This is a genomic window from Luteimonas terrae (assembly GCF_004358165.1).
Taxonomy (GTDB): Bacteria; Pseudomonadota; Gammaproteobacteria; order Xanthomonadales; family Xanthomonadaceae; genus Luteimonas; species Luteimonas terrae.
In genome coordinates this window covers 525,096-551,503 of the sequence record NZ_SMTG01000002.1, presented here as the reverse complement: position 1 = coordinate 551,503, position 26,408 = coordinate 525,096, and the positions used below count along the sequence as shown (strand labels likewise).

Annotated in this window: 30 protein-coding genes; 13 read left to right on the top strand and 17 right to left on the bottom strand. The window is 67.9% G+C overall.

Annotated elements, in window-relative coordinates; all coding sequences use genetic code 11:
* Positions 1-18: 18 nt before the first annotated feature.
* From lolD to E2F49_RS02720, 9 genes are all read right to left on the bottom strand, one after another.
* Positions 19-738: a lipoprotein-releasing ABC transporter ATP-binding protein LolD gene (lolD, locus tag E2F49_RS02760; protein WP_133392508.1), complete on the bottom strand. Its 720-nt coding sequence runs from the start codon at positions 736-738 to the stop codon at positions 19-21.
* Positions 731-1,972: a lipoprotein-releasing ABC transporter permease subunit gene (locus tag E2F49_RS02755; RefSeq protein ID WP_055247735.1), complete on the bottom strand. Its 1,242-nt coding sequence runs from the start codon at positions 1,970-1,972 to the stop codon at positions 731-733. Before E2F49_RS02755 ends, lolD begins: the two co-directional genes overlap by 8 nt.
* 66 nt (positions 1,973-2,038) lie before the next feature.
* Positions 2,039-2,512 (bottom strand): protein YgfX, encoded by a 474-nt coding sequence (locus tag E2F49_RS02750; protein WP_165971097.1) that lies wholly within the window; start codon positions 2,510-2,512, stop codon positions 2,039-2,041.
* A complete protein-coding gene (locus E2F49_RS02745; RefSeq protein WP_055247732.1) occupies positions 2,457-2,714 on the bottom strand; it encodes an FAD assembly factor SdhE in 258 nt (85 codons plus the stop codon). The genes E2F49_RS02750 and E2F49_RS02745 overlap by 56 nt, the downstream gene beginning before the upstream one ends.
* Positions 2,715-2,897: 183 nt before the next feature.
* Entirely contained in the window at positions 2,898-3,680 is a 783-nt protein-coding gene (locus tag E2F49_RS02740) for a succinate dehydrogenase iron-sulfur subunit (RefSeq protein ID WP_055247731.1), read from the bottom strand.
* Between the two features lie 15 nt (positions 3,681-3,695).
* Entirely contained in the window at positions 3,696-5,486 is a 1,791-nt protein-coding gene (gene sdhA / locus E2F49_RS02735; protein WP_133392506.1) for a succinate dehydrogenase flavoprotein subunit, read from the bottom strand.
* 7 nt (positions 5,487-5,493) lie between these two features.
* A complete protein-coding gene (sdhD, locus tag E2F49_RS02730) occupies positions 5,494-5,913 on the bottom strand; it encodes a succinate dehydrogenase, hydrophobic membrane anchor protein (protein ID WP_055247728.1) in 420 nt (139 codons plus the stop codon).
* On the bottom strand, positions 5,910-6,284 hold the full coding sequence (sdhC, locus tag E2F49_RS02725) for a succinate dehydrogenase, cytochrome b556 subunit (protein WP_243713531.1): 375 nt from the start codon (positions 6,282-6,284) through the stop codon (positions 5,910-5,912). Before sdhC ends, sdhD begins: the two co-directional genes overlap by 4 nt.
* 102 nt (positions 6,285-6,386) lie before the next feature.
* Entirely contained in the window at positions 6,387-6,494 is a 108-nt protein-coding gene (locus E2F49_RS02720; RefSeq protein WP_133393423.1) for a DUF1674 domain-containing protein, read from the bottom strand.
* A gap of 40 nt (positions 6,495-6,534) precedes the next feature.
* Here E2F49_RS02720 and ygfZ point away from each other — a divergent pair, with 40 nt between their 5' ends.
* Positions 6,535-7,440 carry a CAF17-like 4Fe-4S cluster assembly/insertion protein YgfZ gene (gene ygfZ, locus E2F49_RS02715; protein ID WP_341777500.1) on the top strand — a complete coding sequence of 302 codons (906 nt, stop codon included), beginning with the start codon at positions 6,535-6,537 and terminating at the stop codon, positions 7,438-7,440.
* A gap of 229 nt (positions 7,441-7,669) precedes the next feature.
* Positions 7,670-8,092 (top strand): OmpA family protein, encoded by a 423-nt coding sequence (locus tag E2F49_RS02710; RefSeq protein WP_165971096.1) that lies wholly within the window; start codon positions 7,670-7,672, stop codon positions 8,090-8,092.
* A 204-nt stretch (positions 8,093-8,296) separates the two neighbouring features.
* Here E2F49_RS02710 and E2F49_RS02705 read toward each other — a convergent pair whose 3' ends face one another.
* The 5 genes from E2F49_RS02705 to E2F49_RS02685 all read right to left on the bottom strand — a co-directional run bounded on the left by E2F49_RS02705 (position 8,297) and on the right by E2F49_RS02685 (position 13,900).
* Positions 8,297-10,567: a thiamine pyrophosphate-dependent enzyme gene (locus E2F49_RS02705; protein WP_133392502.1), complete on the bottom strand. Its 2,271-nt coding sequence runs from the start codon at positions 10,565-10,567 to the stop codon at positions 8,297-8,299.
* Positions 10,568-10,580: 13 nt separating this feature from the next.
* Positions 10,581-11,225 (bottom strand): glutathione S-transferase family protein, encoded by a 645-nt coding sequence (locus tag E2F49_RS02700; protein ID WP_055249797.1) that lies wholly within the window; start codon positions 11,223-11,225, stop codon positions 10,581-10,583.
* On the bottom strand, positions 11,222-11,776 hold the full coding sequence (locus E2F49_RS02695; protein ID WP_133392501.1) for a GNAT family N-acetyltransferase: 555 nt from the start codon (positions 11,774-11,776) through the stop codon (positions 11,222-11,224). Before E2F49_RS02695 ends, E2F49_RS02700 begins: the two co-directional genes overlap by 4 nt.
* Before the next feature lie 37 nt (positions 11,777-11,813).
* Positions 11,814-12,977, bottom strand: a complete 1,164-nt coding sequence (locus E2F49_RS02690) for an acyl-CoA dehydrogenase family protein (protein WP_133392500.1) — start codon at positions 12,975-12,977, stop codon at positions 11,814-11,816.
* 125 nt (positions 12,978-13,102) lie between these two features.
* Positions 13,103-13,900, bottom strand: a complete 798-nt coding sequence (locus E2F49_RS02685; protein WP_133392499.1) for a glycine zipper 2TM domain-containing protein — start codon at positions 13,898-13,900, stop codon at positions 13,103-13,105.
* A gap of 180 nt (positions 13,901-14,080) precedes the next feature.
* On the opposite strand from E2F49_RS02685, the gene E2F49_RS02680 reads away from it, so the two are divergent.
* Together E2F49_RS02680 and E2F49_RS02675 are read left to right on the top strand one after the other, a co-directional pair.
* A complete protein-coding gene (locus E2F49_RS02680; RefSeq protein ID WP_133392498.1) occupies positions 14,081-14,326 on the top strand; it encodes a DUF6116 family protein in 246 nt (81 codons plus the stop codon).
* An 11-nt stretch (positions 14,327-14,337) separates the two neighbouring features.
* The gene (locus E2F49_RS02675) at positions 14,338-15,102 is read left to right on the top strand and encodes a TatD family hydrolase (protein ID WP_133393422.1); all 765 of its coding nucleotides are present in this window, start codon (positions 14,338-14,340) and stop codon (positions 15,100-15,102) included.
* A gap of 9 nt (positions 15,103-15,111) precedes the next feature.
* On the opposite strand, the gene E2F49_RS02670 is transcribed toward E2F49_RS02675, so the two are convergent.
* Positions 15,112-15,915: a tRNA threonylcarbamoyladenosine dehydratase gene (locus E2F49_RS02670; protein ID WP_133392497.1), complete on the bottom strand. Its 804-nt coding sequence runs from the start codon at positions 15,913-15,915 to the stop codon at positions 15,112-15,114.
* 69 nt (positions 15,916-15,984) lie between these two features.
* On the opposite strand from E2F49_RS02670, the gene E2F49_RS02665 reads away from it, so the two are divergent.
* Positions 15,985-16,449 carry a hypothetical protein gene (locus tag E2F49_RS02665; RefSeq protein ID WP_133392496.1) on the top strand — a complete coding sequence of 155 codons (465 nt, stop codon included), beginning with the start codon at positions 15,985-15,987 and terminating at the stop codon, positions 16,447-16,449.
* Between the two features lie 160 nt (positions 16,450-16,609).
* Positions 16,610-17,107 carry a peptidoglycan-associated outer membrane lipoprotein precursor gene (locus E2F49_RS02660; RefSeq protein ID WP_133392495.1) on the top strand — a complete coding sequence of 166 codons (498 nt, stop codon included), beginning with the start codon at positions 16,610-16,612 and terminating at the stop codon, positions 17,105-17,107.
* 72 nt (positions 17,108-17,179) lie between these two features.
* On the opposite strand, the gene E2F49_RS02655 is transcribed toward E2F49_RS02660, so the two are convergent.
* Positions 17,180-17,389, bottom strand: a complete 210-nt coding sequence (locus tag E2F49_RS02655; RefSeq protein ID WP_055247705.1) for a cold-shock protein — start codon at positions 17,387-17,389, stop codon at positions 17,180-17,182.
* A gap of 273 nt (positions 17,390-17,662) precedes the next feature.
* Between E2F49_RS02655 and E2F49_RS02650 the strand changes: the two genes are divergently transcribed.
* The 5 genes from E2F49_RS02650 (at position 17,663) to E2F49_RS02630 (ending at position 22,129) form a co-directional block, all read left to right on the top strand.
* Positions 17,663-18,163 carry a DUF456 domain-containing protein gene (locus tag E2F49_RS02650; RefSeq protein ID WP_133392494.1) on the top strand — a complete coding sequence of 167 codons (501 nt, stop codon included), beginning with the start codon at positions 17,663-17,665 and terminating at the stop codon, positions 18,161-18,163.
* 45 nt (positions 18,164-18,208) lie between these two features.
* The gene (locus E2F49_RS02645; RefSeq protein WP_133392493.1) at positions 18,209-19,387 is read left to right on the top strand and encodes a mechanosensitive ion channel family protein; all 1,179 of its coding nucleotides are present in this window, start codon (positions 18,209-18,211) and stop codon (positions 19,385-19,387) included.
* A gap of 1 nt (position 19,388) precedes the next feature.
* The gene (locus E2F49_RS02640) at positions 19,389-20,543 is read left to right on the top strand and encodes a phospholipase A (protein WP_133392492.1); all 1,155 of its coding nucleotides are present in this window, start codon (positions 19,389-19,391) and stop codon (positions 20,541-20,543) included.
* An 86-nt stretch (positions 20,544-20,629) separates the two neighbouring features.
* Positions 20,630-21,751 carry a sterol desaturase family protein gene (locus tag E2F49_RS02635; protein ID WP_208004779.1) on the top strand — a complete coding sequence of 374 codons (1,122 nt, stop codon included), beginning with the start codon at positions 20,630-20,632 and terminating at the stop codon, positions 21,749-21,751.
* A gap of 12 nt (positions 21,752-21,763) precedes the next feature.
* Positions 21,764-22,129 (top strand): hypothetical protein, encoded by a 366-nt coding sequence (locus E2F49_RS02630; RefSeq protein ID WP_165971095.1) that lies wholly within the window; start codon positions 21,764-21,766, stop codon positions 22,127-22,129.
* 49 nt (positions 22,130-22,178) lie between these two features.
* On the opposite strand, the gene E2F49_RS02625 is transcribed toward E2F49_RS02630, so the two are convergent.
* Positions 22,179-23,696 carry a fumarate hydratase gene (locus E2F49_RS02625; protein ID WP_133393421.1) on the bottom strand — a complete coding sequence of 506 codons (1,518 nt, stop codon included), beginning with the start codon at positions 23,694-23,696 and terminating at the stop codon, positions 22,179-22,181.
* A gap of 161 nt (positions 23,697-23,857) precedes the next feature.
* Between E2F49_RS02625 and E2F49_RS02620 the strand changes: the two genes are divergently transcribed.
* Both E2F49_RS02620 and E2F49_RS02615 read left to right on the top strand, forming a co-directional pair.
* Positions 23,858-24,502 carry a trimeric intracellular cation channel family protein gene (locus tag E2F49_RS02620; protein WP_133392489.1) on the top strand — a complete coding sequence of 215 codons (645 nt, stop codon included), beginning with the start codon at positions 23,858-23,860 and terminating at the stop codon, positions 24,500-24,502.
* Between the two features lie 30 nt (positions 24,503-24,532).
* The gene (locus E2F49_RS02615; RefSeq protein ID WP_133392488.1) at positions 24,533-26,404 is read left to right on the top strand and encodes an ABC transporter ATP-binding protein; all 1,872 of its coding nucleotides are present in this window, start codon (positions 24,533-24,535) and stop codon (positions 26,402-26,404) included.
* Positions 26,405-26,408: the final 4 nt, after the last annotated feature.

Here is a 26,408-nt window from a genome sequence, read left to right as displayed (position 1 = left end):
GCCTGCGGCACCTTGCCCTCAGACGTCGTCCTTCGCGACCTCGCGCAGTTTGCCCTGGTGCAGTTCCATGACCCGGTCGAGCTTGCCCGCCAGACGACGGTCGTGGGTGACCAGCACCAGGCTCGTGCGCTGCGCGCGGTTCATCTCGAGCATCAGCTCGAACACCGTCGCCGCGGTGCGTTCGTCGAGATTGCCGGTGGGCTCGTCGCCGAGCACGCAGGCCGGCTTGTTGACCAGGGCACGCGCGACCGCGGCGCGCTGACGCTCGCCACCCGACAGCTCCCCCGGCTTGTGGCCGAGGCGATGTCCCAGCCCCACCGTCTCCAGCAATCCGCGCGCACGCGCCGTGGCATCGCTGTCGCTGGCACCGCTGAGCAATGCGGGCAGCATCACATTCTCCAGTGCGGTGAACTCGGGCAACAGGTGGTGGAACTGGTAGACGAAACCGAGCGCACGGTTGCGCAGCGTGCCGCGCGCGGCATTCGACAGCGCGCTCATCTTCTGTCCGGCGACGAATACCTCGCCCGCGCTCGGCGTGTCCAGTCCGCCCAGCAGGTGCAGCAGCGTGCTCTTGCCCGCGCCCGACGCGCCGAGGATGGCGACCGTCTCGCCGGCGCGCACCGCGAAGTCCAGCCCGTCGAATACCGGCGTGTGCAGCTTGCCTTCGGCATAGGTCTTGCCGAGGCCTTCGGCCGCCAGCACCACGGTGTCGGTCGTGTCCAATGCGATCTCACTCATAGCGCAGCGCCTCCGCCGGTGCGGTGCGCGCCGCGCGCCAGGCCGGATACAGCGTCGCCAGGAACGCCATCGCCAGCGCGACCACGCCGATCATCACCACATCGCTGCTCTGCAGATCGATCGGCAGACCGGTCACGTAGTAGACGTCCTCGGGCATCAGCACCACGCCGAACAGGCGCTCGAGCCCGCGCAGGATGTGTTCGAGATTGAATGTCAGCAGCAGTCCGCCGCACACGCCCAGCACCGTGCCGATCACACCGATCATCGTGCCCTGCACCATGAACACCTGCATCACCCCGCGCGGCGTGAGGCCGAGCGTGCGCAGGATGGCGATGTCGGCGTGCTTGTCGGTGACCAGCATGACCTGCGAATTGAGCAGCGAGAACGCGCCCATGAGGATGATCAACGACAGCAGGATGCCGATCATCGTCTTCTCGAGCTTGAGCGCGCGGAACATGTTGGCGTTCTCGCTGCTCCAGTCGCTGACCCGGTAGACGCCGCCGAGCTTGTGCACCAGGTCGTAGGTGACCTGCTGCGCGCGATCCATGTCGTGCAGCTTCAGGCGTACGCCGGTCACGCCGTCGCCGATGCGCAGCAGACGCTGCGCGTCCTGCAGGTTGACCACCGCCAGGCGCCGGTCGAAATCCTGGTAGCCGACCTCGAAGATGCCGCTGACGGTGAAGCGTTTGAGTTGGGGCACCGCGCCCATCGGCGTGACCTGGAAATCGGTGGTCACGATGACGCTGTCGCCGACGCCCACGCCCAGCCACACCGCGAGCTCGCGTCCGAGCACGATGTTGAACGTGCCCGGCTGCAGATCGTCGAGCTTGCCGATCACCATCGAGGTCGCCAGTTCGGACACCTGCGCCTCGTCCTCCGGCACGATCGCGCGCACCGCGGCCGGCTCGTTGCGACGACCGCGCAGCAGCGCCTGGGTGTCGACGTACGGCGCCGCACCGGCGACGCGGGGATCCTCACGCGCGACATCCACCGCACGCGCCCAGTTCGACAGCACTTCGCCATCGGCGCTGATCGTCGCGTGCGCGACCATGCCGAGCATGCGGTCGCGGATTTCCTTCTGGAAACCGCTCATCACCGCGAGCGTGGTGATCAGCACGGTCACGCCGATCGCGATTGCGAAGATCGACGCCAGCGAGATGAAGGAAATGAAGCCGTTGCGGCGTTTGGCCCGGAGATAACGCAGGCCGATCGCGGCAGGAATGGGTTTGAGCATGGACGTCCGGTCATGGGGGCCGCGGCCGCGACGGCCGCGCCGTCGAACCGCCCGCCCGGGGCGCCGCTATGGTGCCATCGAATCGGCTGATGGTCGCGTCACGAAGGCCGACGCGGCCAGACGGAGTTCACGTCGCGCGGCCGCCGGCAAGGTGTCCGGCCACCACACCAGCCAGCGTGTGCGCCGACCCTCGCGCCAGCACAGGAACGCGATCGGGCCACGCCAGTGCAGACGCGGCGCGTCCAGACGTCGCCCGTCGAGAGACGCGACACCACTGGCGTCGACGACGAGGTCGCAATGTGGGCTGCGGCGCTCGCGGCGGATGTGATGGGCGCTGGCGACCAGCACCAGCGGCGTCGCGACGATCATTATTCCGGTCGGCATCTCCGACAACCACAGGCCTACGCATCCACCGATGCCGATCAGGGCGAGCATGCCCTGCAGCAGGCGGGAGGGCCGCCATGCGAGCCGCAACGGCAGCGGCTCAGTCCGGCGGAAGCTGCCGGATGGACTGGACGAGGGCGTCGAGCTGCGCGTCATCGGAACGCTCATGGCCGAGGAACCACTTCCAGAGCCTATCGTCCTCGCAATCGAGCAGCCGTCGGAAAACCTCGCGCTCGGCGTCGGTGGACGTCGTCCAGCAGCGGTCGAGCCAGCGCTCGAACAACCGGTCGAGCTCACGCATGCCGCGCCGGCTGCGCCAGCGCAGTCGACGGAGTTCGGTGGTGTCGTCGTGGGTCATGTCCGTCGCAGCGTCTGGGCGATGGTGAGACTGCACTCGTCGTCCCAGCAGCTTTCAACAGACGGATGTCTGGTCAAGCTGGGACCCATTTTCGCGGCCATCATGAGGGTCAAGATGGGCCCCAGCTTCCGCTGGGGCGACGAGCACGATGCGATCGCTGCGAAACAACGACGAGGGGCGCGATCAGCCCCGGCGCGCCAGCATCAGCTGCTTGATCTCGCCGATCGCCTTCGCCGGATTCAGGCCCTTCGGGCAGGTCCGCGCGCAGTTCATGATCGTGTGGCAGCGGTAGAGCTTGAACGGATCTTCCAGATCGTCCAGGCGCGCACCGGTGTCTTCGTCGCGGCTGTCGATGATCCAGCGATAGGCCTGCAGCAGGATCGCCGGGCCCAGATAGCGTTCGCCGTTCCACCAGTAGCTCGGGCAGCTGGTCGAACAGCACGCGCACAGGATGCACTCGTACAGGCCGTCGATCTTGGCGCGGTCTTCCTTGGACTGCAGGCGCTCGCGATCCGGCGGGGCCACGCTCTGGGTGCGGATCCACGGCTGGATCGAGGCGTACTGCGCGTAGAAGTGCGTCAGGTCGGGCACCAGATCCTTGATCACTTCCATGTGCGGAAGCGGATAGATCGGCACTTCGGCCTTCTTGCAATCCTCGATCGCGCGCGTGCATGCCAGCGTGTTCGTGCCATCGATGTTCATCGCGCACGAACCGCAGATGCCCTCGCGGCACGAGCGGCGGAAGGTCAGCGTCGGATCGATCTCGTTCTTGATCTTGATCAGCGCGTCGAGAACCATCGGGCCGCACTTGTCGAGATCGATCTCGTAGGTATCCGTCGACGGATTGCGGCCGTCATCGGGATTCCAGCGATAGACCTTGAAGGTGCGCGTTCGCTTGGCGCCGGTGGCCGGGAAGTGCCGGCCCTGCTGCACCTTGGAGTTCTTCGGGAGCGAAAATTCTGCCATCTGGGGTCTCCCGGCTCAGTAGACGCGTGCTTTCGGCGGCACGACTTCGACTTCGTCGTCGAGTGTGTACATGTGCACCGGGCGGTAATCGATGGTGGTGTTGCCGGCCTCGTCGACCGAGCACAGCGTGTGCTTGTGCCAGTTGACGTCGTCGCGGTCCGGGAAGTCCTCGTGCGCGTGCGCGCCGCGGGATTCCTTGCGGTTCTCGGCCGAGACGATGGTCACCAGTGCCTGGCCCAGCAGGTTCTGCAGTTCCAGGGTTTCGATGAGGTCGGAGTTCCAGACCAGCGAACGGTCGCTGACCTTGACGTCGGCGAACGACGCGTGGATCTCGCGGATCTTCTCCACGCCCTCGGCCAGCGTCTTGCTGGTGCGGAACACGGCGGCGTCGTTCTGCATCGTGCGCTGCATGTTGTCGCGAATGACCGAAGTCGGCGTGCTGCCGCTGGCGTGGCGCAGCCCGTCGAGGTTGGCCAGCGCCTTGTCGCAGGCATCCTTGGCGAGCGGCTTGTGCCGTGCGTTCGGGGTGATGGTCTCGGCGCAGCGGTTGGCGACCGCGCGGCCGAACACCACCAGATCGAGCAGCGAGTTCGAACCCAGGCGGTTGGCGCCGTGCACCGACACGCAGGCGGCTTCGCCGATCGCGTACAGGCCCGGGACGACCGCATCCGGGTTGCCGTTCTTCAACTGCACGACTTCGCCGTGGTAGTTGGTCGGAATGCCGCCCATGTTGTAGTGGACGGTCGGGAGGACCGGGATCGGCTGCTTCTCGACGTCGACGCCGGCGAAGATCTTCGCGCTCTCGGCGATGCCCGGCAGCTTCTCGTGGATTTCCTTCGGGTCGAGATGGGTCAGATCCAGGTGGATGTGATCCTTGTGCTCGCCGACACCGCGGCCTTCGCGGATTTCCATCGTCATCGAACGCGAGACCACGTCGCGCGAGGCGAGGTCCTTGGCGTTGGGCGCGTAGCGCTCCATGAAACGCTCGCCCGACGCGTTACGCAGGATGCCGCCTTCACCGCGGACACCTTCGGTGATCAGGCAGCCAGCGCCGTAGATGCCGGTCGGGTGGAACTGCACGAACTCCATGTCCTGCAGGCCCAGGCCCGCGCGCAGGGCCATGCCGCCGCCGTCGCCGGTGCAGGTGTGGGCCGAGGTCGCGGAGAAGTACGCGCGGCCGTAACCGCCGGTGGCCAGCACCACGCCCTGGGCGCGGAACAGATGCAGCGTGCCCTCGGCCATGTCGATGGCGAGTACGCCGCGGCAGGCGCCCTCCTCGTCCATGATCAGGTCGAGCGCGAAGTACTCGATGAAGAAGCGCGCGTCGTGCTTGAGCGACTGCTGGTAGAGCGTGTGCAGGATCGCGTGGCCGGTGCGGTCGGCCGCGGCGCAGGTGCGCTGGGCGATGCCCTTGCCGTATTCGGTGGTCATGCCGCCGAACGGACGCTGGTAGATCTTGCCTTCCTCGGTCCGCGAGAACGGCACGCCCTGGTGCTCGAGCTCGATGATCGCCGGGATGGCCTCGCGGCACATGTACTGGATGGCGTCCTGGTCGCCCAGCCAGTCGGAGCCCTTGATCGTGTCGTAGAAGTGGTAACGCCAGTCGTCGTCGCCCATGTTGCCGAGCGCGGCGGAAATGCCGCCCTGCGCCGCGACGGTGTGCGAGCGCGTCGGGAAGACCTTGGTCAGGCAGGCGGTCTGCAGACCCTTGTGGGCCAGGCCGAAGGTCGCGCGCAGGCCGGCGCCGCCGGCGCCGACGACGATCATGTCGTACTTGTGTTCGGTGATCTTGTAGGCAGTGGTCATGAGGTTCTCAGCCCAGCAGTGCGATGCGCGCGATCGCATAGAGCGACGCGAGCGCGCCGGCGGCGCAGGCGAATGTGACGAGCAGCTGCAGGGCGATCTCCAGCCCGCGCTGGTGGATGTAGTCCTCGATCACCACCTGCAGGCCCAGCTTGGCGTGCCAGAACGTGGTGATGGCGAACAGCGCGAACGCGATCGCGTTGAACGGACGGGCAAGCACGGTCTGCACGGTCGCCAGGTCGGCGCCGACCAGCGACACCAGCGTGCCGATGAACCATGCGAACAGCGGGACCAGGGCGACCGAGGTCACGCGCAGCCACCAGAAGTGGTCGGTACCGGTCTTGCCCGACCCCAGGCCGCGGGCGCGTGCGACGGGCGTGCGGAAATCGCGCGGACGCGACGCGGCGTCCGGAGTCTTGGTCTCGCTCATGCGCCACCCCGCAGTGCAATGAACCAGATCGCGGCGGTCAGCACGACCGACAGCACGATCACGGTATAGCCGGAGCGGTAGACCTCCGGCAGCTCGAAGCCCATGCCCACATCCCACATCAGGTGGCGGATGCCGTTGAGCAGGTGATAGACGAGCGAGAACGTGAACGCGGCCAGCGCCAGCATGCCGAGCGGCGAGCCCAGGCAGGCCGCGGCGGACGCGTAGGCCTCGCCGCCTGCGGCGACCGCGAGCAGCCACCAGGCGAGACCGAAGGCACCCACCGACGCGGCGATGCCGGTCGCGCGGTGCAGGAAGGACATCACCGATGTGATCTGCAGGCGATACGCCGTGCCGAGCATGAACGGTGACAAGGGACGGTTGCGGTTTGCCATCGTTGTAGTGCTCTCCTCGCTGGCGGCGTCACGCCGCGTGGCTGGTATTGCGGACCTGTCCGCCAGTCACGACGTGACAGATCAGAAATCGATACAACGACCGTTCTTTTCCCAGTCGCCATATCGCGTCGGTTCGGGACCGTCGCGGCCTCCGATTTCCTCGGCGGGCGGCGATGCCGGAACAGGCATTTCCGCCGGCGCGGGCGACGGGGTGTCCGTCTCCTCGCCTATGATGTCGGGGGTGGTCATCCGTTCAATTTTAGTTCCCGCAGGCATGACAGACAAGCTGCAATCCGCGTCGAATCCGCAGTTCGCGCTCTCCGACATCGCGGTTTTCACGTTGTCCGGACGCGATTGCATCGCATTCGCGCAGGCGCAATTCATGAGCGACGTCGCTGCGCTGGGCGATGGACAGTGGCAGTGGAGCGGCTGGCTGACCCCGAAAGGCCGTGTCGTGGCGCTGTTCGCGGTGGTGCGCCACAGCGCGGAGCGCCTGGATCTGGTCGTACTCGATGGCGACGTCGACGCATTGGCGGCATCGCTGAAACGCTACGTCTTCCGCAGCAAGGTCGCGATCGAAACCCGTGGCGAGCTGCAGGTCTCGGGCGGCTTCTTCCTTCCTGCCCAGGCACGCGGTGCGCAGGCAACCCTCGATGGGGATGGCTTCGAGCTTGATGTCGGATCGCCGGCGCAGCCGCGCACCTTGTGCGTACGCGCGATCGATCCCGTTCTCACGCATGACGCGGACGCGCACCACGCTTGGCGCGCCTTCGATCTCGCCCACGGACTGCCGCGCCTGCCCGACGACCAGCACGAGCAATGGACGCCGCAGCAGCTGTCGCTGGAACGGCTGCGCGCTTTCAGCGTCGCCAAGGGGTGTTATCCCGGGCAGGAAATCGTCGCGCGCACCCATTTCCTCGGCCAGGCCAAGCGTGGTCTCGCCGCCTTGCGCGGCGCCCCGCAGGCCGCGCCCGGCAACGAGATCGTCGCCGGCGACCAGGCCATCGGCCGCGTGGTCTGCACGACAGGCGATCTGCTGCTTGCCGTGCTGCCGATCGACGGGGTCGCAGACACGCTGTCGGTCGACGGCGTGCAGGTGACGCCCACCCCGCTGCTGGACGGTCTCGCCCGCTGACCCCGTAGGCCGGAAACCCCGCCACACCGCCATTCGACTGTCGCAATCGGACTGCTATGCTCGGTCGCGACAGGGGGATGCAAGGGAGTCGTCGCTGCGATCACGGTCGCTGCGACGGCGGGGAACTCGAACCATCCAAGGGGATTTCATGAAGCATCGTGCGTCGTGGGCGGCAGTGGCCGCCTCGTTGGTCGTGTGTGGTCTCACCGCCTGCGCCAGTCAGGCTCCCGTGCCGGAGGCCGCGCCGCCGCCCCCGCCACCGCCCCCCAGCGCCTTCGTCGAGCAACTGGACGCGGACGGACTGTTCGCGTTCGGCAAGGCCACCATCGGCGACATCAGCCCGGCCGGTCGCGCCGCGCTGGACGGGCTGGCCGCGCAGCTGTCATCGGGCCCTGCGCTGGATGTGGTGCACGTGATCGGCCACAGCGATCGCATTGGCAATCCGCAAGGCAATCTGCGCCTCTCCACGCGTCGTGCCGAAGCCGTCCGCGGCTACCTCGTCGAACACGGCGTCGCCGCCGATCGCATCACCGCGGTGGGCCGCGGCGACGTCGAGCCGGTCGCCGAGTGCAAGACCGAACGCGGCCAGGCGCTGATCGCCTGCCTGGCACCGAACCGTCGCGTCGAGGTGCGGGTGCGTTTCGCGGACTGAGGGGTTCCCCTCCCCCCTCGCGCGGCGAGGGAGGAGGGGGATCCAGGATGTTTGCGACGGGACGCCAGCCATCCTTCCTCCGTCATTCCGGCGAAAGCCGGAATCCATTTGGCCGTTCGCTCCGTCCGCGGCAAGTCGGATCGAACTAAAGATCAAAATGGATTCCGGCTTTCGCTGGAATGACGGCAATGAGGCGCCTGACCCTCACCGCATCGTCAACGCCGCCGCGACGATGTCGGCCTCCGACGGAATCACCAGCAGCGCCGCACCGGCCAGCGGCGTGAACGTGTCCGCGCCGACCACGCGCCGCATCGGCCTGTCGCCCAGGCCCGCCTCGGCGATCGCGGTGATGATGCCCTCGCCCACGCCGGCACTGCGGCGCCCCTCGTCGACGACCAGCACGCGCGCGCATTCGCCGACGTGGCGCGCGATCTCGCCTTCGTTGAGGGGCAGCAACCAGCGCAGGTCGACCACGCGCACCTTCCAGCCGCGCTCGGCCTCGATCGTGCGGGCGGCACGCAGGCTCATCGGCACGCCGTTGCCGAAGGTCAGCACGACCAGATCCGTGGCTTCGGCGTTGTAAACGCGTGCCTCGCCGAAGGTCATCGCCTGGTCGGGCGCCGGATACGCCGTCGACCACGCGCCGTCGCCGGGCGCATGGAGATCCTTGGTCATGTACAGCGCGATGGGCTCGAGAAACAGACAGACGCGGCCGTCGACCTGCGCCATCGCAGCGAGCGTACGCAGCATCGTCGCCGCGTCGTCGCCGCGCGACGGGCAGCCGATCACGATGCCCGGGATGTCGCGCAAGGCGGTGATCGAGTTGTCGTTGTGGAAGTGCCCGCCGAATCCGCGCTGGTAGCCCAGCGAGGCAATGCGCACGACCATCGGGTTGCGGTACTGGCCATTGCTGAAGAATTGCAGGCTCGCCGCCTCGCCGCGGATCTGGTCGCCGGCATTGTGGAAGTACGCCAGGTACTGGATTTCCGGCAGCGCGAGCATGCCCATGTTGGCGAAGCCCTGCGCCAGCCCGAGGATCGTGGTCTCGTCGAGCAGCGTGTTGAACACGCGACGTCCGCCGAACGCCTTCTGCAAGCCCTTGGTCACCGTGTAGACGCCGCCCTTCTGCGCGACGTCCTCGCCGAAAAGCAGCGCCTGCGGATACTTCGCGAACAGGTCGTGCAGCGCCTGGTTGATCTGCACCGCGAGATGCCTGGGGGCCTGTCGCTCCGGCAACGCGGCCTCGCTGCCGAACGCCGCGATGCGCGCGGCGGTATCGGGCGCGCGCGTCGCCTCGGCGCGCACCGCATCGGGCGAAAACGGTGCGAGCGGCGCCACGACATCGGCCAGCTGCGTCAGGCGTGGACGCCGATCGGCGTCCTCGGCCGCGGCGAAGCAGCGCGCGCGCGTGATCTCGTAAAGCGCCAGCACCTCGTCCTTCGACATCAGACCGGATTCGAGCGCGATGGCCGCGCTGCGCAGCAGCGGATCGCTGGCCTCGACCGCGCACAGTTCGTCGAGATTGCGCCACTCGATCTCGAAGTCGGTGCCGGCGTGGCCCATGATCCGCGTCGTGCGCAGATGCAGGAAGGTGGGCCGACGCGTGCGTCGACAATGCGCGACCGCACGTTGCACATCGCCGTAGCCCGTGGCGAGGTCGAGACCATCGGCCGCGAAGTAGTCCAGGTCCGGCCGATGCGCGAAGTTGCGCGCGATCCAGCCGTCCGGCGTCTTGACCGAGATGCCGATGCCGTTGTCCTCGCAGATGAACAGCACCGGCGCCGGCAGACGCTGGTAGGCCGTGAACGCCGCGGTGTTGAACGCGGCCTGCGCGGTGGCGTGATTGCTCGACGCATCGCCGAACGAGCACACCACGATGCTGTCGTCCGGCACCGGCAGCGCATGGCCGATGCGGGGACCATGCGCAATGGCGATCGCCGTGCCCACGGCCTTGGGCAAGTGCGAGGCAATCGTCGAGGTCTGCGGCAGCACCCACAGCGGCTTGCTGCCCCAGACCTTGTGTCGACCGCCACTGGCGGGATCGTCGGCACTGGCGGCGAAGGACAGCGCCGAATCCATCACCGGATCCATGCCCGGCAGCTTGCGAAAGCGCTCGGCCATGAAGCCGCCGCTGCGGTAGTGGAGGAACGCCGGATCGGTGTGCCGCGTGGCACGCGCGACCATCGCATTGCCTTCGTGGCCGCTGGAACCGATGGTGTAGAAGACCTTGTTCTGCACGCGCAGCACGCGCGCCATCAGATCGAGATGACGGCTGATCAGCTGCGATTCGAACAGCTCGCGAAAACCGTGCGCGTCGAGCGCGCTGCCTTCGAGGATCGGCGCGTGCGCCGCCGGTGCGGCAGTGCGCGGCCCGTCGAAGTCGCGGACGAACTGCTGGAAGTTCGCGTCGCAGATCTCGGCGCGGTTGAGGCCCTTCATGCGGGCGGGAATCGGATCGGGAACGACTGCGAACATCGACGACACCCTCTCAGTCCGTGGCCGCGAGCCTCGCGGCGTGCGCCGGCGCGGGCGCCGGCATGGGGATGAAACCCGGCGTCCGCCGCACGCGCGCAAGCCAGTCGCGCACGGCCGGATACCGCTCGAGATCGAAACCGCCATCGGGCGCGACGGCGCTGTAGGCGAACAACGCGATGTCGGCCACGCCGTAGTGCGCGCCGGAGAACCAGCGCGCATCACCGGCCAGATGGCCTTCCATCACCGCGAGCGCGCGATGGCCGCGCACCTGCAACGCCGGCAGTTCCGCGCGACGCGGCGAATCGGCGTCGGTCCAGCCGCGGATGAACCGCGCGACCGCGATCGCCGGCTCGTGGCTGTACTGCTCGAAGAACATCCAGCGCAGCGTCTGCGCGTGCTGCCAGGGATCGGTCGGCAACAGGGGCGTGCCGGCCGCGAGGAAACACAGGATGGCGTTGGACTCGACGAGGATGCGGCCGTCGTCGAGCTCCAGCATCGGCACCTGGCCGTTCGGATTCCGCGCCAGAAAGTCCGGCGTGCGCGTCTCGCCGCGGCTGCTGTCGGTCTCGATCCAGGTGTACGGCCTGCCCAGCTGTTCGAGCAGCAGGCGGACCTTGTGGCAATTGCCGGACGGCGAATAGCCGTGGACGACCGTCATCCGCGCGCCGCCCTGCCCGCGGCCCACTGCGCACGGGTCTGACCCCACAGTTCGACGTCCGCGGTCTCACTCGGCGGCGGCAGCAGACGACCGGTCCGCAGCAGGTGCGAACCCAGACGCTCGGCGACGCGCTTGGAGGCGAAGTTTTCCGGCGCGATGCAATGGACGATGTCGTCCCAGCCCAGCGTGTCGAAGGCCCAGTCGATCGCGGCGACCGCCGACTCGTGGGCGTACCCGCGCCCCCAGGCATCGGGATGGAAGGCGTAGCCGATCTCGTTGCCCGGCCAGCCCTCCGGCTTCCAGGGCCCCATCTGGCCGACCCAACGACCGCTGGATTTCTCGATCACCGAGAACATCGCGAAGCCCTGCAACAGCCACGCGCCCGGCATCTGCAGGAACTTGCGCCAAGCAGCGCCGCGCGGCAGATGCCCGCCGATGTAGCGACAGGCGTCTGCATCGGCCATCAGCTCGGCATAGCGCTCGAAGTCGCCGGCCTGCGGCAGGCGCAGGACCAGCCGCTCGGTTTCCAGCCGGATGTCGGCAACCGTCATCCCGTCCCTCCCCGGATCCGCTGTCGTGTGCTGCGGATCAGAACGCGTTGATGCCGGTCAGTTCGCGGCCGACGACGAGCTGGTGCACGGTCTCGGTGCCCTCGTAGGTGATCACCGATTCCAGATTGAGCGCGTGGCGGATGGGACTGTGCTCGGTGGTGATGCCCGCGCCGCCGAGCAGGTCGCGCGCCTCGCGGGCGATGTCGATCGCCATGCGGCAGTTGTTCCACTTCGCCAGCGACACCTGCGTGGGCTGCATGGTGCCGGCATCCTTCAGACGCCCGAGTTGCAGCGACAGCAGCTGCGCCGAGGTGATGCGGCGCGCCCAGTCGGCCATCCTGATCTGCGCGCTCTGCGTCGCCGCGACCGGGCGATCGAACAGGATGCGCTCCTTGGTATAGCCCAGCGCCTCGTCGAGGCAGGCGATCGCCGCGCCGATCGGGCCCCAGGTGATGCCGTAGCGCGCCTGCGTCAGGCAGCCCAGCGGCCCCTTCAGGCCCTTGACGTTCGGCAGGCGATTGGCCTCCGGCACGCGCACGCCGTCGAAGTACAACGCACTGGTGACCGACGCGCGCAGGCTCATCTTGTGCTTGATCTCCTGCGCGGTGAAACCGGCGAACTCCTTCTCGACGAGGAAGCCTTGGATGCCGTCGTCGGTCTGCGCCCAGACGATGGCGATGTGCGCGAGGTTGCCGTTGGTGATCCACATCTTCGACCCGTTGAGCACCCAGTCGTCGCCGTCGCGCTTGGCGTGGGTCTTCATGTTCGCCGGGTCGGAACCGCCATGTGCCTCGGTGAGGCCGAAGCAGCCGATCACTTCGCCTGCAGCCATGTCCGGCAGCCAGCGGCGCTTCTGTTCTTCGGAGCCATACGCGTAGATCGGATACATGCACAGCGAGGACTGCACGCTGGCGAAGCTGCGCAGGCCGGAGTCGCCGCGCTCGAGCTCCTGGCAGATCAGCCCGTAACTGACCGAATTGAGGCCGGCGCAGCCGTACTCTTCGGGCAGGGTCGCGCCGAGCAGGCCCAGCGAGGCCATTTCGGGAATCAGCTCGGCGGGAAAACGGCCCTGGTCGAAGCAGTCGCCGATGATCGGCAGCACGCGCTCGTCGGTGAAGCGCGCCACGGCGTCCTGCACGGCCCGCTCCTCCTCGCTGAGCAGCGAGCGCACGTCGTACAGATCACAAGGATGCAAGGCCATCGGCAGATCGTCCCGGACGGTGATCGGCCGATTGTATCGGGGGCGACGGGGGCGTGCCGACCGTAGCGCGGACACGCGGAGGGCCGGCAGACGCCGGCCCTCCGGTCACGCGTGAAGCGGCGCGATTACTGGCGGTCGTACTGGGGTTCGGCCGCAGCGGAGGTGTCCAGCGCGGCGGTCATGATGCGGCCGTTGATGACCGGCAGACGCTCGTCCGGGCGCTCGTCCATGCGGATGGTGCGCTCGCTGCCGTCGTAGACGTAGGTCACGTCGTAGCCGACGGTGCGCTGCTCGTCGCCAAGCAGAATGCGGTTGCCCGGCTTGCTGTCGGTGCGCATCGAACCGGTCGTGCCATCGGGGTTGCGATAGGTCACGTTGTAGGCGACCACGCGGGAGGACTGCGACGAATCCTGCACGGTCCGGCACTGGCGATCGACGCGTTCGACGACGCGCCCGCCCACGTGGTTGCGGTCGACGCGGTTGCCGATGAATCCGCCCGCGGTCGCACCGGCCGCGGTGGCCAGCTTGCGGCCGTTGCCGCTGCCGACCTGGTTGCCGACGAGGCCACCGACCAGTGCACCGACGACGGTGCCGCCGACGTTGCCGTCGCGCTCGGGCAGACGTTCCTGCACCACGACGTCCTGACAGACTTCGCGCGGCGAGCTGCTGGTCATCGTCTCGCGGATCGGCTCGCTGCCGAGCACCGTCGCGTAGAGCTGTCCGGTCTCGGTGACCGGGCGCACGTCGACCACGTCGGCATAGTCCAGCGCGTCACGCGTCTGGCCGAGCGGCGCGCCGGTGCGTGCGTCGAACGCGCCCGCGACCTCCGGGCCCGCCGCGTCCCGGCTGTTGTGATACGCGCCGACGGCCACACCGCCAACGAGCAGGGATGCCAGCGCAATTGCGATCGTGTTGCTCTTCATCGCTCTCTCCTCCGGCCTGTCGCGGCCTTGTCGTTCTTGGTGCCGATTGCAGCACCCGCATGCTGAACAGCCGCCGGAAATCGAGCTGCGGAACTGACGATCCGCTAAACCGGGGTTGGGAAACCGCGTGCTAGCGTCCATCTTCGACGCATCTGCCGCGCCCACCTGACGGAGTCCGCCGTGCCCAATCCGCTGTCCGCCCCGCTCGTCGCCTGGCTGTCGCGGCTGAGCTATCCCCGTCTGTTCATGGTGTCTGCCGTGCTGTTCGGCGTGAACCTGCTGATCCCCGATCCGATCCTGCTGGTCGACGAGGTGTTGCTGGGCGTGGCGACCGTGATGCTCGCCAAACGCAAACGCAAGCGCACGCCAAAGCGCGATGACGAGCGCACGCGCCCGCCGATCAACGGCCAGGCCCGGCGCTCCTGAGCGCAGCGGTGCTGATCGACAGCCACTGTCATCTCGATGCGTCCGAGTTCGATGCCGACCGCGACGCGGTCATCGCGCGGGCACGGGCAGCAGGTGTGCGTCACCAGATCGTGCCCGCCACGCACGCGGACGCCTGGCCGAAGCTGCGCGAGGTCTGCGCGTCAGCGCCCGGTCTGCACGCGGCCTACGGCCTGCACCCGACGTTTCTCGAGTACCACCGCCCCGTCGATCTGGATGCGCTGTCGGACTGGATCGAACGCGAACGGCCGGTCGCAGTGGGCGAATGCGGACTCGATCATTTCGTCGACGGCCTGGACCCCGATGCCCAGCTGCACTTCTTCAAGGGCCAACTGGCGCTGGCGCAGCGCTTCGATCTGCCGGTGATCGTGCATGCACGGCGGGCGGTCGAGGAGACGATCGTGCTGTTGCGCAAGTACGACGGGCTGCGCGGCGTGGTGCACAGCTTCAGCGGCAGTCCCGAGCAGGCCAAGCAATTGTGGAAAGCCGGCTTTCTGATCGGCCTGGGCGGCCCGCTGACCTACGACCGCGCCAAGCGCCTGCACCGCGTGGCGGCGGAGATTCCGCTCGAGCAACTCCTGCTCGAGACCGATGCGCCCGACCAGCCGGATGCCGACCACCGTGGCATGCGCAACGAGCCTGCGCGCCTGACGCGGATCCGCGACGTCGTCGCCGACCTGCGCGGCATTCCTGCGGACGAAGTCGCCGCGCAGACCACACGCAACGCGATCGCCCTGTTCGGGCTGCCCGTCGACTGAGCGGCAGGCTCAGGCGGCCGCGTCGGCCGTCGGTTTGAGCAGCAGTTCCAGCGCGCGACCCACTGCCGCGAACGCGAACGCGCCGGTGATATGCGTGGCGGCTCCCAGACCACTGCCGCAGTCGAGGCTCAAGGCCGCATCGGGCCCGAGCTGGGGGCGGATGCCGCACACCGTGCCGTCAGCCTGTGGATAGCGCACGTTCTCCAGCGAATAGATCGCCGATACGCCGAAATAGCGCTTGGCGGTCTTGGGAAAGTTGAACTCCGCGCGCAGCTTCTTGCGGATGAGCGCCAGCATCGCGTCGTGCTCGGTGCGCGACAGGTCGCGAACGCGCACCAGCGTCGGGTCGATGCGTCCACCGGCGGCACCGACCGTGATCACGGGCAGCTTGCGGCGTCGGCACCAGGCGATCAGCTCGACCTTCGCGCGAAAACTGTCGCAGGCGTCGATGACCAGGTCGTAGCCGCGGCCGAGCATTTCGTCCAGATTCGACGGCGTCACGAACGCCTGCAGCGCATGGATGTCGATCGAGGGGTTGATCGCCCGGCAACGTTCGGCCATCGCCTCGGCCTTGTTGCGTCCGTACTGGCCTTCCAGCGCGGGCAGCTGGCGGTTGGTGTTGGACACGCAGATGTCGTCGGCGTCGATCAGCGTCAGTGTGCCGACGCCGGTCCGCGCCAATGCTTCGGCCACCCACGAACCTACGCCGCCCAGACCGACCACCGCGACGTGCCGTCGCAGCAGGCGATCGACGCTGCCCACGCCGTAGAGACGTTCGATGCCGGAAAAGCGTGCGTGTGCGGTGTCGTCCATGCGCGTATTCTAGCGAGCCGCGCCCGGCGCAGCCTCGCGCTGTCGCCGGCGGCCCCACTGGAATCGCGCATGTCCGCACCGCCGCCCGTCACCACGCCGCCGCATTCCGAGCCCTCCGCGGCCGCCCGCTACCTCGTGGTGTTCGTCGTCGGCCTGGTCGTGGGCATCGTGTTGATCGTGGTACTGCTGCGCGCACTCGAAGGCCGCAAGACCTGGCAGGACCGCTACCCGGCCGCGCTGATGCAGTTGTACATGGCGCAGTCGGCGCAGTTGTCGGCTGACCTCGAGGCCAACCGCTGCGCGGCCACCGACACGCTCGCCCGTCTGCAGACGCTGCGCGCGTTGTCGAACGATCTGGAACCGGCCTTTGCGGACCTGCGCGACCACGCGGGTTTCGCTTCGCATGCGAGCCGGATGCGCGGCACGCTGGATGCCGCGCTCGCCTCGCCGCCGAACGATTGTGCGGGCCTGCGCCGGACGATCGACGCGATCGGCGAGGCCTGCAGCGGCTGCCACCAGGACATGCGCGGCTGATCCGCAAGGCCGCGCCGCGGGTCTGAACCAACGCTGCACGCAGCACCGCGACGCAGCGCAATTGCTGCGGCATTCACGTCGTCGCGTCTAGCGTCGGCACGTCGGGCGCTCTGGCCCGCGCTCCCAACAGAATGCTGCGAAAGCACCGGAGGATAGCCCCATGAAGACTGGTCTCATCGGAACCGCGGTCATCGCCGCCTCGGTCGCCCTCGCCGGCTGTGCCACCTCGCCCGGCTACGGGTCCGGCTACGGCAATAGCGGCTATGGCAACAGTGGTTACGGCAACGGTGGCTACAACCGCCCCGCCAACTGCTACGACTGCGGCACCGTGACGCGCATCGAAACCGTCCGCGGCAACAGCAATCCCAACATCGCCGGCCCGCTGATCGGCGGCGTGGTGGGTGCGGTCGCCGCCAAGGAACTCGCACGTCGCAACACCGACAGCGAAGGCCGTCGCAACGTCGCGATTGGCGCAGGCGCGGTGGGCGGTGCGATCGCCGGCAACGCGATCCAGAACCGCACCGAGGGCGGCAACTACTACAACGTCCACGTGCGTATGCAGGACGGCCGTACGACCGTGTTGTCGCAGAGCGACATCGGCGGACTGCGCGAAGGATCGAACGTCCGTGTGCAGAACGGGCAGGCCTACGCCTACTGAGTCCGGTCGCCCGATCGACCCCAAAAAAAACCCGGCGCAAGCCGGGTTTTTTTTGGCTCGGATCCAGGGGGATCAGAGCGGGGTGACGGCGTCCGCCTGCAGACCCTTCTGGCCCTGCACGACTTCGAACGAAACCTTCTGGCCTTCCTGCAGGGACTTGAAGCCCGTGCCCTGGATGGCGCGGAAATGGACGAACACGTCCTCGCCGCTCTCACGGCTGATGAAGCCGAAGCCCTTCGCATCGTTGAACCACTTCACGGTACCGTTTTCGCGCGTTGCCATGTTGCTCTCTCTCCCTGGAACGATTCGATTGTTGATCGATGGAACGCCTGTCTTGGCGGCTGGTTGCACAAGGAGAACACGGAGCGACGATGCAGCGGGACGGGTGGGACGAGCCGACACGAACCTCTTCATACAGGGTCACGGTTCACGGTGACCTTGACAAACACAGCGCCTGCAAAGTACCCCGCTGTTTATGAAAATGCAATCCGGGTACGCCCCATCTTTTCGACCCTTCCCGAACCCCGTTCCGACCCGCTGCGGCGAGGCTTCCACATGGACATGACAGGCCTGTTCTACGTGCTCGCGGGGCTGCTGGTCATGGTCGGTCTGGCAGGTGTGATCCTGCCGGCCCTGCCCGGTCTGCCGCTGGTGTTCGCCGGCATGCTGCTCGCCGCGTGGGCAGACGGTTTCGAACGCATCGGCGTCTGGTCGCTGATCGCGCTCGGCGTGCTCACGGCGATCTCGTTCGTCGTCGATTTCTGGGCCACCGCGGTCGGTGCCAAACGTGTCGGCGCAAGCCGGCTCGCGCTGGTCGGCACGGTCGTCGGTACCTTCGTCGGCCTGTTCTTCGGCCTGCCCGGGCTGTTCGCCGGACCCTTCGTCGGCGCCGTGGTCGGCGAGCTGATCGCGCGACGCAATCTGCGTCCCGGAGGACTCGGCCAGGCCACGCGCGTGGGCATCGGCACCTGGGTCGGCATCGCACTGGGCGTCGCACTGAAGCTCGCGCTGGCGGTGCTGATGCTCGCGGTCTTCGCATTCGCATGGTGGTGGTGAGTGCACTATCGTCGCGCTCCGATCCGGACCACGCCGTTCCGTCCCATGCCCGATACCGATCTTCTGCGCACGCGCTGGCGCAGCCTGCTGCTCGCGAGCGCACTCGCGTTGTCCGCAATTCTTTCCCTGCCCGTTTCTGCGGCACACGTCGCACCAGCCCCCACAGCTCCAGCCGCGGATGCACCGGCGCAGGCGTCGGCCGCACCTGCCACGGCGCCGGCCGTCGAGGAGGTCGATGTCCGGGGTCGCCTGGACGCGGTCTACGACGAGGCCGAGGCCCGCGTGCTGCGTCTGGTCGCGAACCTGCCCTTGCTGCTGGCCGCCGCCCTCATCGTCTTTCTGGCCTCGTGGCTCGGCGGCTTCGTTTCGCAGCGCCTGCACTGGCTGCGTCTGCGCACGCGCAATCCGTATCTCGACGGATTGATCCGGCGCGTCGTGCGCGCGGTGATCCTGCTGATCGGCATCCTCGTCGCACTCGACCTGCTCAACGCCACGGCGCTGGTCGGCGCGATGCTGGGCTCGGCCGGCGTGCTGGGTCTGGCGCTGGGTTTCGCGTTCAAGGACATCGCCGAGAACTACATCGCCGGCGTGCTGCTGAGCCTGCGCCGGCCGTTCGAGCCGGGCGACATGGTCAAGATCGACAGCTACGAGGGCAAGGTCGCCTCGCTCAGCGCGCGTGCGATGGCGCTGGTCACGCTAGAAGGCAACGAGCTGCGTCTGCCCAATGCGCTGGTGTTCAAGGCGGTGATCCTCAACTACACCAGCAACCCCCGGCGACGGTTCGATTTCACCTTCAACATCGATGCCAGCCAGTCGATCAGCCGTGCGCACGCGCTGGCGATGGCGGAGATCGCGAGCATCGACGGCGTGCTGGCCGACCCCGCACCGTCGTGGACGGTGGTGGAGTTCGGCGCCAATGGCACCGCGCTGCGCTTTTTCGGCTGGGTGGACCAGCGCCGGAGCGACCTCGGCAAGACCCGCAGCGAGGCGATCCGCCGTGTGAAGGGCGCGTTCTGGCGCGACGGGATACAAAGCCCGAAGACCACGACGCACGTGGTGCTGGCGAAGGAGGAGGACGCGGCTGCGATGCCGGTCGCCGATCACGAACCGGCCACCAGCGTCGGCGTCGACACCTCGGTCAACCGCGACATCGACCGGCAGGTCGCCGAGGTCCAGAACACCGACGACGGCAACCTTCTTCTCACTCCCAAGGACGCGACCTGACATGCGCCCCACCCTTCTGCTCCCGGCCGCACTCGCGACCGCCCTGCCGTTCGCCACGCATGCGCAGGAGACCGCGCCGCCGACCACCGCGCCCAGCGCACCCGCCAGCCTCGATGCCTGCGTCGCACTCGAACAGGATGCGCAGCGCCTCGCCTGTTTCGACACGATGACCGGGCGCGCCACGCGCACTCCGGCGCAGGCAGACACCGAAGCGGCGGTCGCACGCGAACTGCGCAACAACCCGGCGGTCCGCGCCGATGCGATGGCTGAAGCCCCGGTCGCGCACGGCCTGTACGCCCATGACGGCAGCAGCCGTCTCGAGGCCGCCATCGCCAACGCCGGCCAGGGCTCGCTGCTCGACAGCCGCTGGGAACTGGCCCGCGACTCCAAGCTGGGGCTGTTCAATCTGCGCGCCTACAAGCCCGTCTACCTGCTGCCCGCGTTCTGGACCTCGGACAAGAACGAGACGCCGTCCTCGCCGAATCCCGAGAACACGGTGACCACGCCGCAGACGCTCGACAGCCTGGAGGCGAAGTTCCAGCTCAGCTTCAAGACCAAGGCCGTGGAGAACCTCTTCGACACCAACGGCGACATCTGGATGGGCTACACCCAGAGCTCGCGCTGGCAGGTCTACAACACCGAGGATTCGCGGCCGTTCCGCGAGACCAATTACGAACCCGAAGTGCTGATGGTGTTCCGCAACAACTACAGCATCGGTGGCTGGAACGGGCGCATGGCGGCGATCGGCGTCAACCACCAGTCCAACGGCCGGGGCGACCCGCTGTCGCGCAGCTGGAACCGGGTGATGTTCAACGTCGGCCTGGACCGCGAGAACTGGGCCGTGATGATCCGGCCGTGGGTGCGGATCTCCGATGGCAACGAGGACGACAATCCCGACATCGAGGACTACATGGGCCGCGGCGACCTCACGCTGACCCACGTGCGCGGCGGTCACGAGTTCTCGCTGATGGCGCGCCATTCGCTGCGTGGTGGCGACCGGTCGCACGGTGCGCTGCAGTTCGACTGGGGCTTTCCGATCCACAAGAATTTCCGCGGTCACCTGCAGATCTTCGACGGCTACGGCGAAAGCCTGATCGACTACAACCACAAGGCGACCTACGTCGGCCTGGGCATCTCGCTGCTCGAGTGGTTCTGAGGTCGCGGCGCCGGGCCTGATGCGCCCGGCGCCGGTGCGGCGGCGATTGGCTTATGCTCGCGGCGGGCCCACCGCAGGACCGTCGCATGGATGCCGCCGCACCGCGTTTCCGCCGTTCGTTCTTCGCCTATGCCTCGGCCCTGCTGGGCCTGCTCAGCGTCATGGGCGTGGCGTGCTTCCACTATCCCGAACTGCTGACCAGTCGCGAGTTCCGCGCGGTCTATGACGAAGGCTTCGCCCGGAATCTGCTGCTGGTCGGACTGATCGCGGCCTTCATCCTCGGTACGCTGGCGATCCTGCGCGACCGCAACAAGCGCGTGGCGATGATCGGCGTGTGCAGCGCGACGCTGGCGGTGCTGCTCGGCGGCACCAACGTCCAGTTCGACGCAATCGGCCATACGCCCTATGCGCTGGGCCTGGACTGGTTCGTGATCTCGCTGTTCTTCTCGGCGCTGGTTTTCGTGCCGCTGGAGCGCTACTTCGGCAAGCGTCGCGTGTCGCCGCTGCGCACCGGCTGGCGCACCGACATCGCCTACTTCTTCATGAGCCACGTGCTCGTGCAGTTCATCCTGATCCTTGTGACCGCGTCGACATCGACCATCGCCAGCATCGCCGCGTTTCCGGCTTTGAAGGACGCGATCCAGTCGTTGCCGGTCTGGGCGCAGTTCCTGATCGCGGTCTTCGTCGCCGATCTGGCGCAGGCGCTGCTGCACCGGGCGTATCACAACATTCCCTGGCTGTGGCGCTTCCACGCCGTGCACCACTCCAGCCGCGAGATGGACTGGCTGGCCGGCTCGCGCATCCATTTCGTCGAGATCGTGCTGACCCGCAGCTTCGTGCTGCTGCCGCTGCTGGTGCTGGGCTTCTCGACGCCGGCGGTCAACGCCTACGTCATTCTCGTGGGCCTGCAGGCGGTAATCGCCCATGCCAACATCGGTGTGCGCTTCGGCTGGCTGGAGTACCTGCTGGTGCTGCCGCGCTATCACCACTGGCACCACGCGCGGCAGCAGGACTACATCGACGTCAACTACGCGATCCACCTGCCACTGGTCGACATGCTGATGGGCACGTTCAAGCTGCCGCGCGACCAGGCCGCGTGGCCGCAGGAGTACGGCGTGATGAAGCTCGAGACCGTGCCGCGCGGCATCCTCCGGCAGCATCTGATGCCGTTCCGGCGCAGGAAGACGTTCGACGAGTTCGTGGACTGAGGGCGCGCGATGATGCGCACGATCCGGATCGGGCTGGCACTGGTGCTGATGGCGCTTGCCGGCTGTGCAAGCGAGCCGCGCCTGCTGATGCCGACCTCGCCCGAGGGCATGGCCTGCGTCGCGGCCTGTGACGCGGTGCGTTCGCGCTGCATCACCTCCGAGAACTTCCGCGCCCAGGGCGCCGCCAGCGGATGCGACAACAGCCATGAGGTGCAGACCTGCGTCGACCGCGCCGTCGACGACCGGACCATGCTCGCCTGCCAGGCGAAGCAGAACACGGGCTTCTGTCCGGATTCGGTCGCCGACCACACGCCCTGCAACGAGGAACGCCTGATGTGCGCCCTGCGCTGCGGCGCGCGGATGCTCGACACCGAATAGGCCAACGGGACACGGCGCCCGAGGGCGCCGTGTCCGTGAATCGATCGCGTCAGGCGATCTCGACCACGGGAATCCCGCCGATCTTCGCCTTCCACTTGCGCGGGCCGGTCTCGTGCACGGATTCGCCGGTCGAATCGACCGCGACGGTCACCGGCATGTCCTGGACCTCGAACTCGTAGATCGCCTCCATGCCCAGATCCTCGAACGCCAGCACGCGCGCGGCCTTGATCGCCTTCGAGACGAGATACGCCGAGCCGCCGACGGCCATCAGGTACACCGACTTGTGCTGGCGGATGGCCTCGATCGCGGTCGGGCCGCGCTCGGCCTTGCCGACCATGCCCAGCAGGCCGGTCTGCTCGAGCACCTGGCCGGTGAACTTGTCCATGCGCGTGGCCGTGGTCGGACCGGCCGGGCCCACCACCTCGCCCTGCACCGGATCGACCGGACCGACGTAGTAGATGAAGCGGCCCTTGAGGTCGACCGGCAGCATCTCGCCCTTGTTGAGCATGTCGACGATGCGCTTGTGCGCGGCGTCGCGGCCGGTCAGCAGCTTGCCGTTGAGCAGCAGCACTTCGCCCGGCTTGAAGGTCGTGACCTCTTCGGGCGTGATCGTGTCCAGATCGACGCGGCGCGCGCCGGTCGGGTTGTAGGTCAGCTCCGGCCAGTCGGCCAGCGACGGCGGGTCGAGCATCACCGGGCCGCTGCCGTCGAGGGTGAAATGCGCATGGCGCGTGGCGGCGCAGTTGGGAATCATCGCCACCGGCAGGTTGGCCGCGTGGGTCGGGAAATCCTTGACCTTGATGTCGAGCACCGTGGTCAGGCCGCCGAGACCCTGCGCGCCGATGCCCAGCGCGTTGACCTTGTCGTAGAGCTCCAGACGCAGCTCTTCGGCGCGGTTGGAGGCACCGCGGGCCTTGAGATCGACGATGTCGATCGGCTCCATCAGCGATTCCTTGGCCAGCAGCATCGCCTTTTCGGCAGTGCCGCCGATGCCGATGCCGAGCATGCCCGGCGGGCACCAGCCGGCGCCCATCGTCGGCACGGTCTTGAGCACCCAGTCGACGATCGAATCGGAGGGGTTGAGCATCGCGAACTTGGACTTGGCCTCCGAGCCGCCGCCCTTGGCCGCGACGATCACGTCGACCGTATTGCCCGGCACGATCTTGACGTTGACCACGCCCGGCGTGTTGTCCTTCGTGTTCTGGCGCTTGCCGGCCGGATCGGCCAGCACGCTGGCGCGCAGCTTGTTGTCGGGATGGTTGTAGGCCCGGCGCACACCCTCGTTGACCATGTCCTCGACCGACATCGTGGCGTCGTCCCACCGCACCGACATGCCCACTTCCAGGAACACGGTGACGATGCCGGTGTCCTGGCAGATCGGCCGGTGGCCCTCGGCGCACATGCGCGAATTGATCAGGATCTGCGCGATCGCATCCTTCGCGGCCGGCGATTCCTCGCGCTCGTAAGCGGCGGTGAGATTCCGGATGTAGTCGACCGGGTGGTAGTAGCTGATGTATTGCAGGGCATCGGCGACGGACTGGATCAGGTCGTCCTGGCGGATCGACACCGGCGGCGCGGACACGAAGCCCGGCGACGGGGAAGCGGAATGGCTGGCGGTCACGGCTGGCTCGAAGGCTGGCGGAAAACCCGCCCATTCTAGGCCATGCCGGCCACGCGCCGGTCCGCTGCGCCGTGCCGGAGCGTTGCAGCGGGGCGCACAATACGCGCATGGAAACCCTCGTTCTGGTGCTCGACCTCGTCGGTACGTTCGTGTTCGCGCTCAGCGGCGCGACGCTGGGCGTGCGTCGGCGGTTGGACCTGTTCGGCGTGCTGGTGCTGTCGCTCGCGGCCGCCACGGCCGGCGGCATGACGCGCGACGTGCTGATCGGCGCGACACCGGTGGCCGCGCTCAGCGACTGGCGCTACCCGGCGATCGCATTGTCCGCCGGCCTCATCACCTTCGTCTGGGCGCCCGCGATCGAGCGGCTGCAGCAGCCGGTGCGGATGTTCGACGCGATGGGCCTGGCGTTGTTCGCAGTCGCGGGCACGCAGAAAGCGCTGGCCTTCGGCGTGCCGCCCCCGATGGCGGCGGGCCTGGGGATGTTGACCGGCATCGGCGGCGGCATCGCGCGCGACGTGCTGCTGGCGCAGGTGCCGCTGGTGCTGCGCGCGGATCTCTACGCGGTCGCCGCCCTCGCCGGCGGCGCGGTGGTCGCGCTCGGCCACTGGCTGCAGTGGCCTGCGACGCCCTGCGCGATCGCCGGGGCGCTGCTGTGCTTCGGCCTGCGGATGATGGCCCTGCGCTTCGGCTGGCAATTGCCCATCGCGCTGCAGTCGGGCGGCGACGGTGAGCCGCCCGACGCGATGCGCTGACGCACACGCGCCCTGACCGATACTCGCTGCATGAGTGCCGCCCCACCCCGCGCGTCGACCGACGCCCGCCAGCCCAGCCTGCGCGAGCGCTTCGACGCGATGCGCAACATCCCGCCGTTCCTGCGGATGATCTGGTCGGTCAGTCCGCTGCTGACCTGCATCAGCGTCGGCCTGCGCATCGTGCGTGCGCTGCTGCCGGTGGCGATGCTCTTTGTGGGCAAGCTGATCATCGACGAAGTCGTGCGGCTGGTCGGCGCCGGCGCGATCGACGACGGCTTTTCGGGCGCCTGGCAGGCCGGCACCCTCGACCCTCTGCTGGTGCTGCTGGCGGCGGAGTTCGCGCTGGCGATCGGTTCGGACCTGATCGGCCGCCTGACCACCTATTCCGACGGACTGCTGTCGGAGCTGTTCTCCAACGCCACCAGCGTGCGGCTGATGGAGCACGCGGCCGTGCTGGATCTGGAGGATTTCGAAGACCCGGACCTGCAGGACCGCCTCGACCGCGCACGTCGCCAGACCATCGGCCGCTCGACGCTGATGGCACAACTGTTCGGACAGATGCAGGACACGATCACCGTGGCCAGTCTGGCCGTCGGCCTGATCGTCTACGCGCCCTGGCTGATCGCACTGCTGGCACTGGCGCTGGTGCCGGCGTTTCTGGGCGAATCGCACTTCAACGCGCTGCGTTATGCGCTCGATTCGCGCTGGACGCCCGAGCGCCGCCAGCTCGAATACATCCGCATGGCCGGTGCCAGCGTGGAGACGGCCAAGGAGGTCAAGATCTTCGGCCTCCACCGGTTCCTGATCGCGCGCTACCGCACGCTGGCCGAACGCTTCTTCATCGCAAATCGCGGTCTCGCCCGGCGACGCATGCTCTGGGGCACGCTCTTCGCGGCACTGGGCACGCTGGGCTATTACGCCGCCTACGCCTACATCTGCTGGCGCACGGTGCGCGGCGATTTCAGCATCGGCGATCTGACCTTTCTCGCCGCGAGCTTCCTGCGCCTGCGCCAGCTGCTCGAAGGCCTGCTGATCGGCGTGTCGCAGGTCGCCGGCCAGGCGCTGTATCTGGACGATCTGTTCTCGTTCTTCCGGATCGAGCCCGAGATCCGCTCGCCCGCCGATCCCGCGCCGTTCCCGCGCCCGATCACCCAGGGCTTCGTGTTCGAGAACGTCGGCTTCCGCTATCCCGATGCGACGGCGTGGGCGGTGCGGCATCTCGACTTCGAACTGCGCGCCGGCGAAGTGCTGGCCCTGGTCGGCGAGAACGGCGCCGGCAAGACCACCCTGGTCAAGCTGCTGGCACGGCTCTACGACCCCGACGAGGGCCGGATCCTGCTCGACGGCCGCGATCTGCGCGACTACGACCTCGACGAAGTGCACGCCAACGTCGGCGTGATCTTCCAGGACTTCGTGCGCTACAGCCTCAGCGCCGGCGAGAACATCGGGGTCGGCCAGCCCGAGGCCATGGACGACGATGCGCGCATCCGCGAGGCCGCGCGCCGCGGCATGGCCGATGCGGTGATCGCCGGGCTCGCCGGCGGCTTCGACCAGCCCGTCGGCCGCCGCTTCAAGTACGGCGTGGACCTGTCGGGCGGCCAGTGGCAGAAGATCGCGATCTCGCGTGCCTACATGCGCGACGCACAGGTGATGATCCTCGACGAGCCCACCGCCGCGCTCGACGCGCGCAGCGAGTTCGAGGTGTTCCAGCGCTTCAAGGAACTCTCCGAAGACCGCACCGCGGTGCTGATCTCGCACCGGTTCTCCAGCGTGCGCATGGCCGACCGCATCCTGGTGCTGGAACAGGGCCGCATCGAAGCCAGCGGCACGCACGATGCCCTGATGGCGCAGGGCGGGCGCTACGCTGAACTGTTCGAACTGCAGGCGGCGGGCTACCGCTGAGCCG

Bases quoted from the DNA above. Each gene is read 5' to 3' on its own strand.
- lolD (WP_133392508.1), bottom strand. From the start codon at position 738: ATGAGTGAGATCGCATTGGACACGACCGACACCGTGGTGCTGGCGGCC.
- E2F49_RS02755 (WP_055247735.1), bottom strand. From the start codon at position 1,972: ATGCTCAAACCCATTCCTGCCGCGATCGGCCTGCGTTATCTCCGGGCC.
- E2F49_RS02750 (WP_165971097.1), bottom strand. From the start codon at position 2,512: ATGACGCGCAGCTCGACGCCCTCGTCCAGTCCATCCGGCAGCTTCCGC.
- E2F49_RS02745 (WP_055247732.1), bottom strand. From the start codon at position 2,714: ATGACCCACGACGACACCACCGAACTCCGTCGACTGCGCTGGCGCAGC.
- E2F49_RS02740 (WP_055247731.1), bottom strand. From the start codon at position 3,680: ATGGCAGAATTTTCGCTCCCGAAGAACTCCAAGGTGCAGCAGGGCCGG.
- sdhA (WP_133392506.1), bottom strand. From the start codon at position 5,486: ATGACCACTGCCTACAAGATCACCGAACACAAGTACGACATGATCGTC.
- sdhD (WP_055247728.1), bottom strand. From the start codon at position 5,913: ATGAGCGAGACCAAGACTCCGGACGCCGCGTCGCGTCCGCGCGATTTC.
- E2F49_RS02720 (WP_133393423.1), bottom strand. From the start codon at position 6,494: ATGCCTGTTCCGGCATCGCCGCCCGCCGAGGAAATCGGAGGCCGCGAC.
- ygfZ (WP_341777500.1), top strand. From the start codon at position 6,535: ATGATGTCGGGGGTGGTCATCCGTTCAATTTTAGTTCCCGCAGGCATG.
- E2F49_RS02705 (WP_133392502.1), bottom strand. From the start codon at position 10,567: ATGTTCGCAGTCGTTCCCGATCCGATTCCCGCCCGCATGAAGGGCCTC.
- E2F49_RS02700 (WP_055249797.1), bottom strand. From the start codon at position 11,225: ATGACGGTCGTCCACGGCTATTCGCCGTCCGGCAATTGCCACAAGGTC.
- E2F49_RS02695 (WP_133392501.1), bottom strand. From the start codon at position 11,776: ATGACGGTTGCCGACATCCGGCTGGAAACCGAGCGGCTGGTCCTGCGC.
- E2F49_RS02690 (WP_133392500.1), bottom strand. From the start codon at position 12,977: ATGGCCTTGCATCCTTGTGATCTGTACGACGTGCGCTCGCTGCTCAGC.
- E2F49_RS02685 (WP_133392499.1), bottom strand. From the start codon at position 13,900: ATGAAGAGCAACACGATCGCAATTGCGCTGGCATCCCTGCTCGTTGGC.
- E2F49_RS02670 (WP_133392497.1), bottom strand. From the start codon at position 15,915: ATGGACGACACCGCACACGCACGCTTTTCCGGCATCGAACGTCTCTAC.
- E2F49_RS02665 (WP_133392496.1), top strand. From the start codon at position 15,985: ATGTCCGCACCGCCGCCCGTCACCACGCCGCCGCATTCCGAGCCCTCC.
- E2F49_RS02660 (WP_133392495.1), top strand. From the start codon at position 16,610: ATGAAGACTGGTCTCATCGGAACCGCGGTCATCGCCGCCTCGGTCGCC.
- E2F49_RS02655 (WP_055247705.1), bottom strand. From the start codon at position 17,389: ATGGCAACGCGCGAAAACGGTACCGTGAAGTGGTTCAACGATGCGAAG.
- E2F49_RS02650 (WP_133392494.1), top strand. From the start codon at position 17,663: ATGGACATGACAGGCCTGTTCTACGTGCTCGCGGGGCTGCTGGTCATG.
- E2F49_RS02645 (WP_133392493.1), top strand. From the start codon at position 18,209: ATGCCCGATACCGATCTTCTGCGCACGCGCTGGCGCAGCCTGCTGCTC.
- E2F49_RS02640 (WP_133392492.1), top strand. From the start codon at position 19,389: ATGCGCCCCACCCTTCTGCTCCCGGCCGCACTCGCGACCGCCCTGCCG.
- E2F49_RS02635 (WP_208004779.1), top strand. From the start codon at position 20,630: ATGGATGCCGCCGCACCGCGTTTCCGCCGTTCGTTCTTCGCCTATGCC.
- E2F49_RS02630 (WP_165971095.1), top strand. From the start codon at position 21,764: ATGCGCACGATCCGGATCGGGCTGGCACTGGTGCTGATGGCGCTTGCC.
- E2F49_RS02620 (WP_133392489.1), top strand. From the start codon at position 23,858: ATGGAAACCCTCGTTCTGGTGCTCGACCTCGTCGGTACGTTCGTGTTC.
- E2F49_RS02615 (WP_133392488.1), top strand. From the start codon at position 24,533: ATGAGTGCCGCCCCACCCCGCGCGTCGACCGACGCCCGCCAGCCCAGC.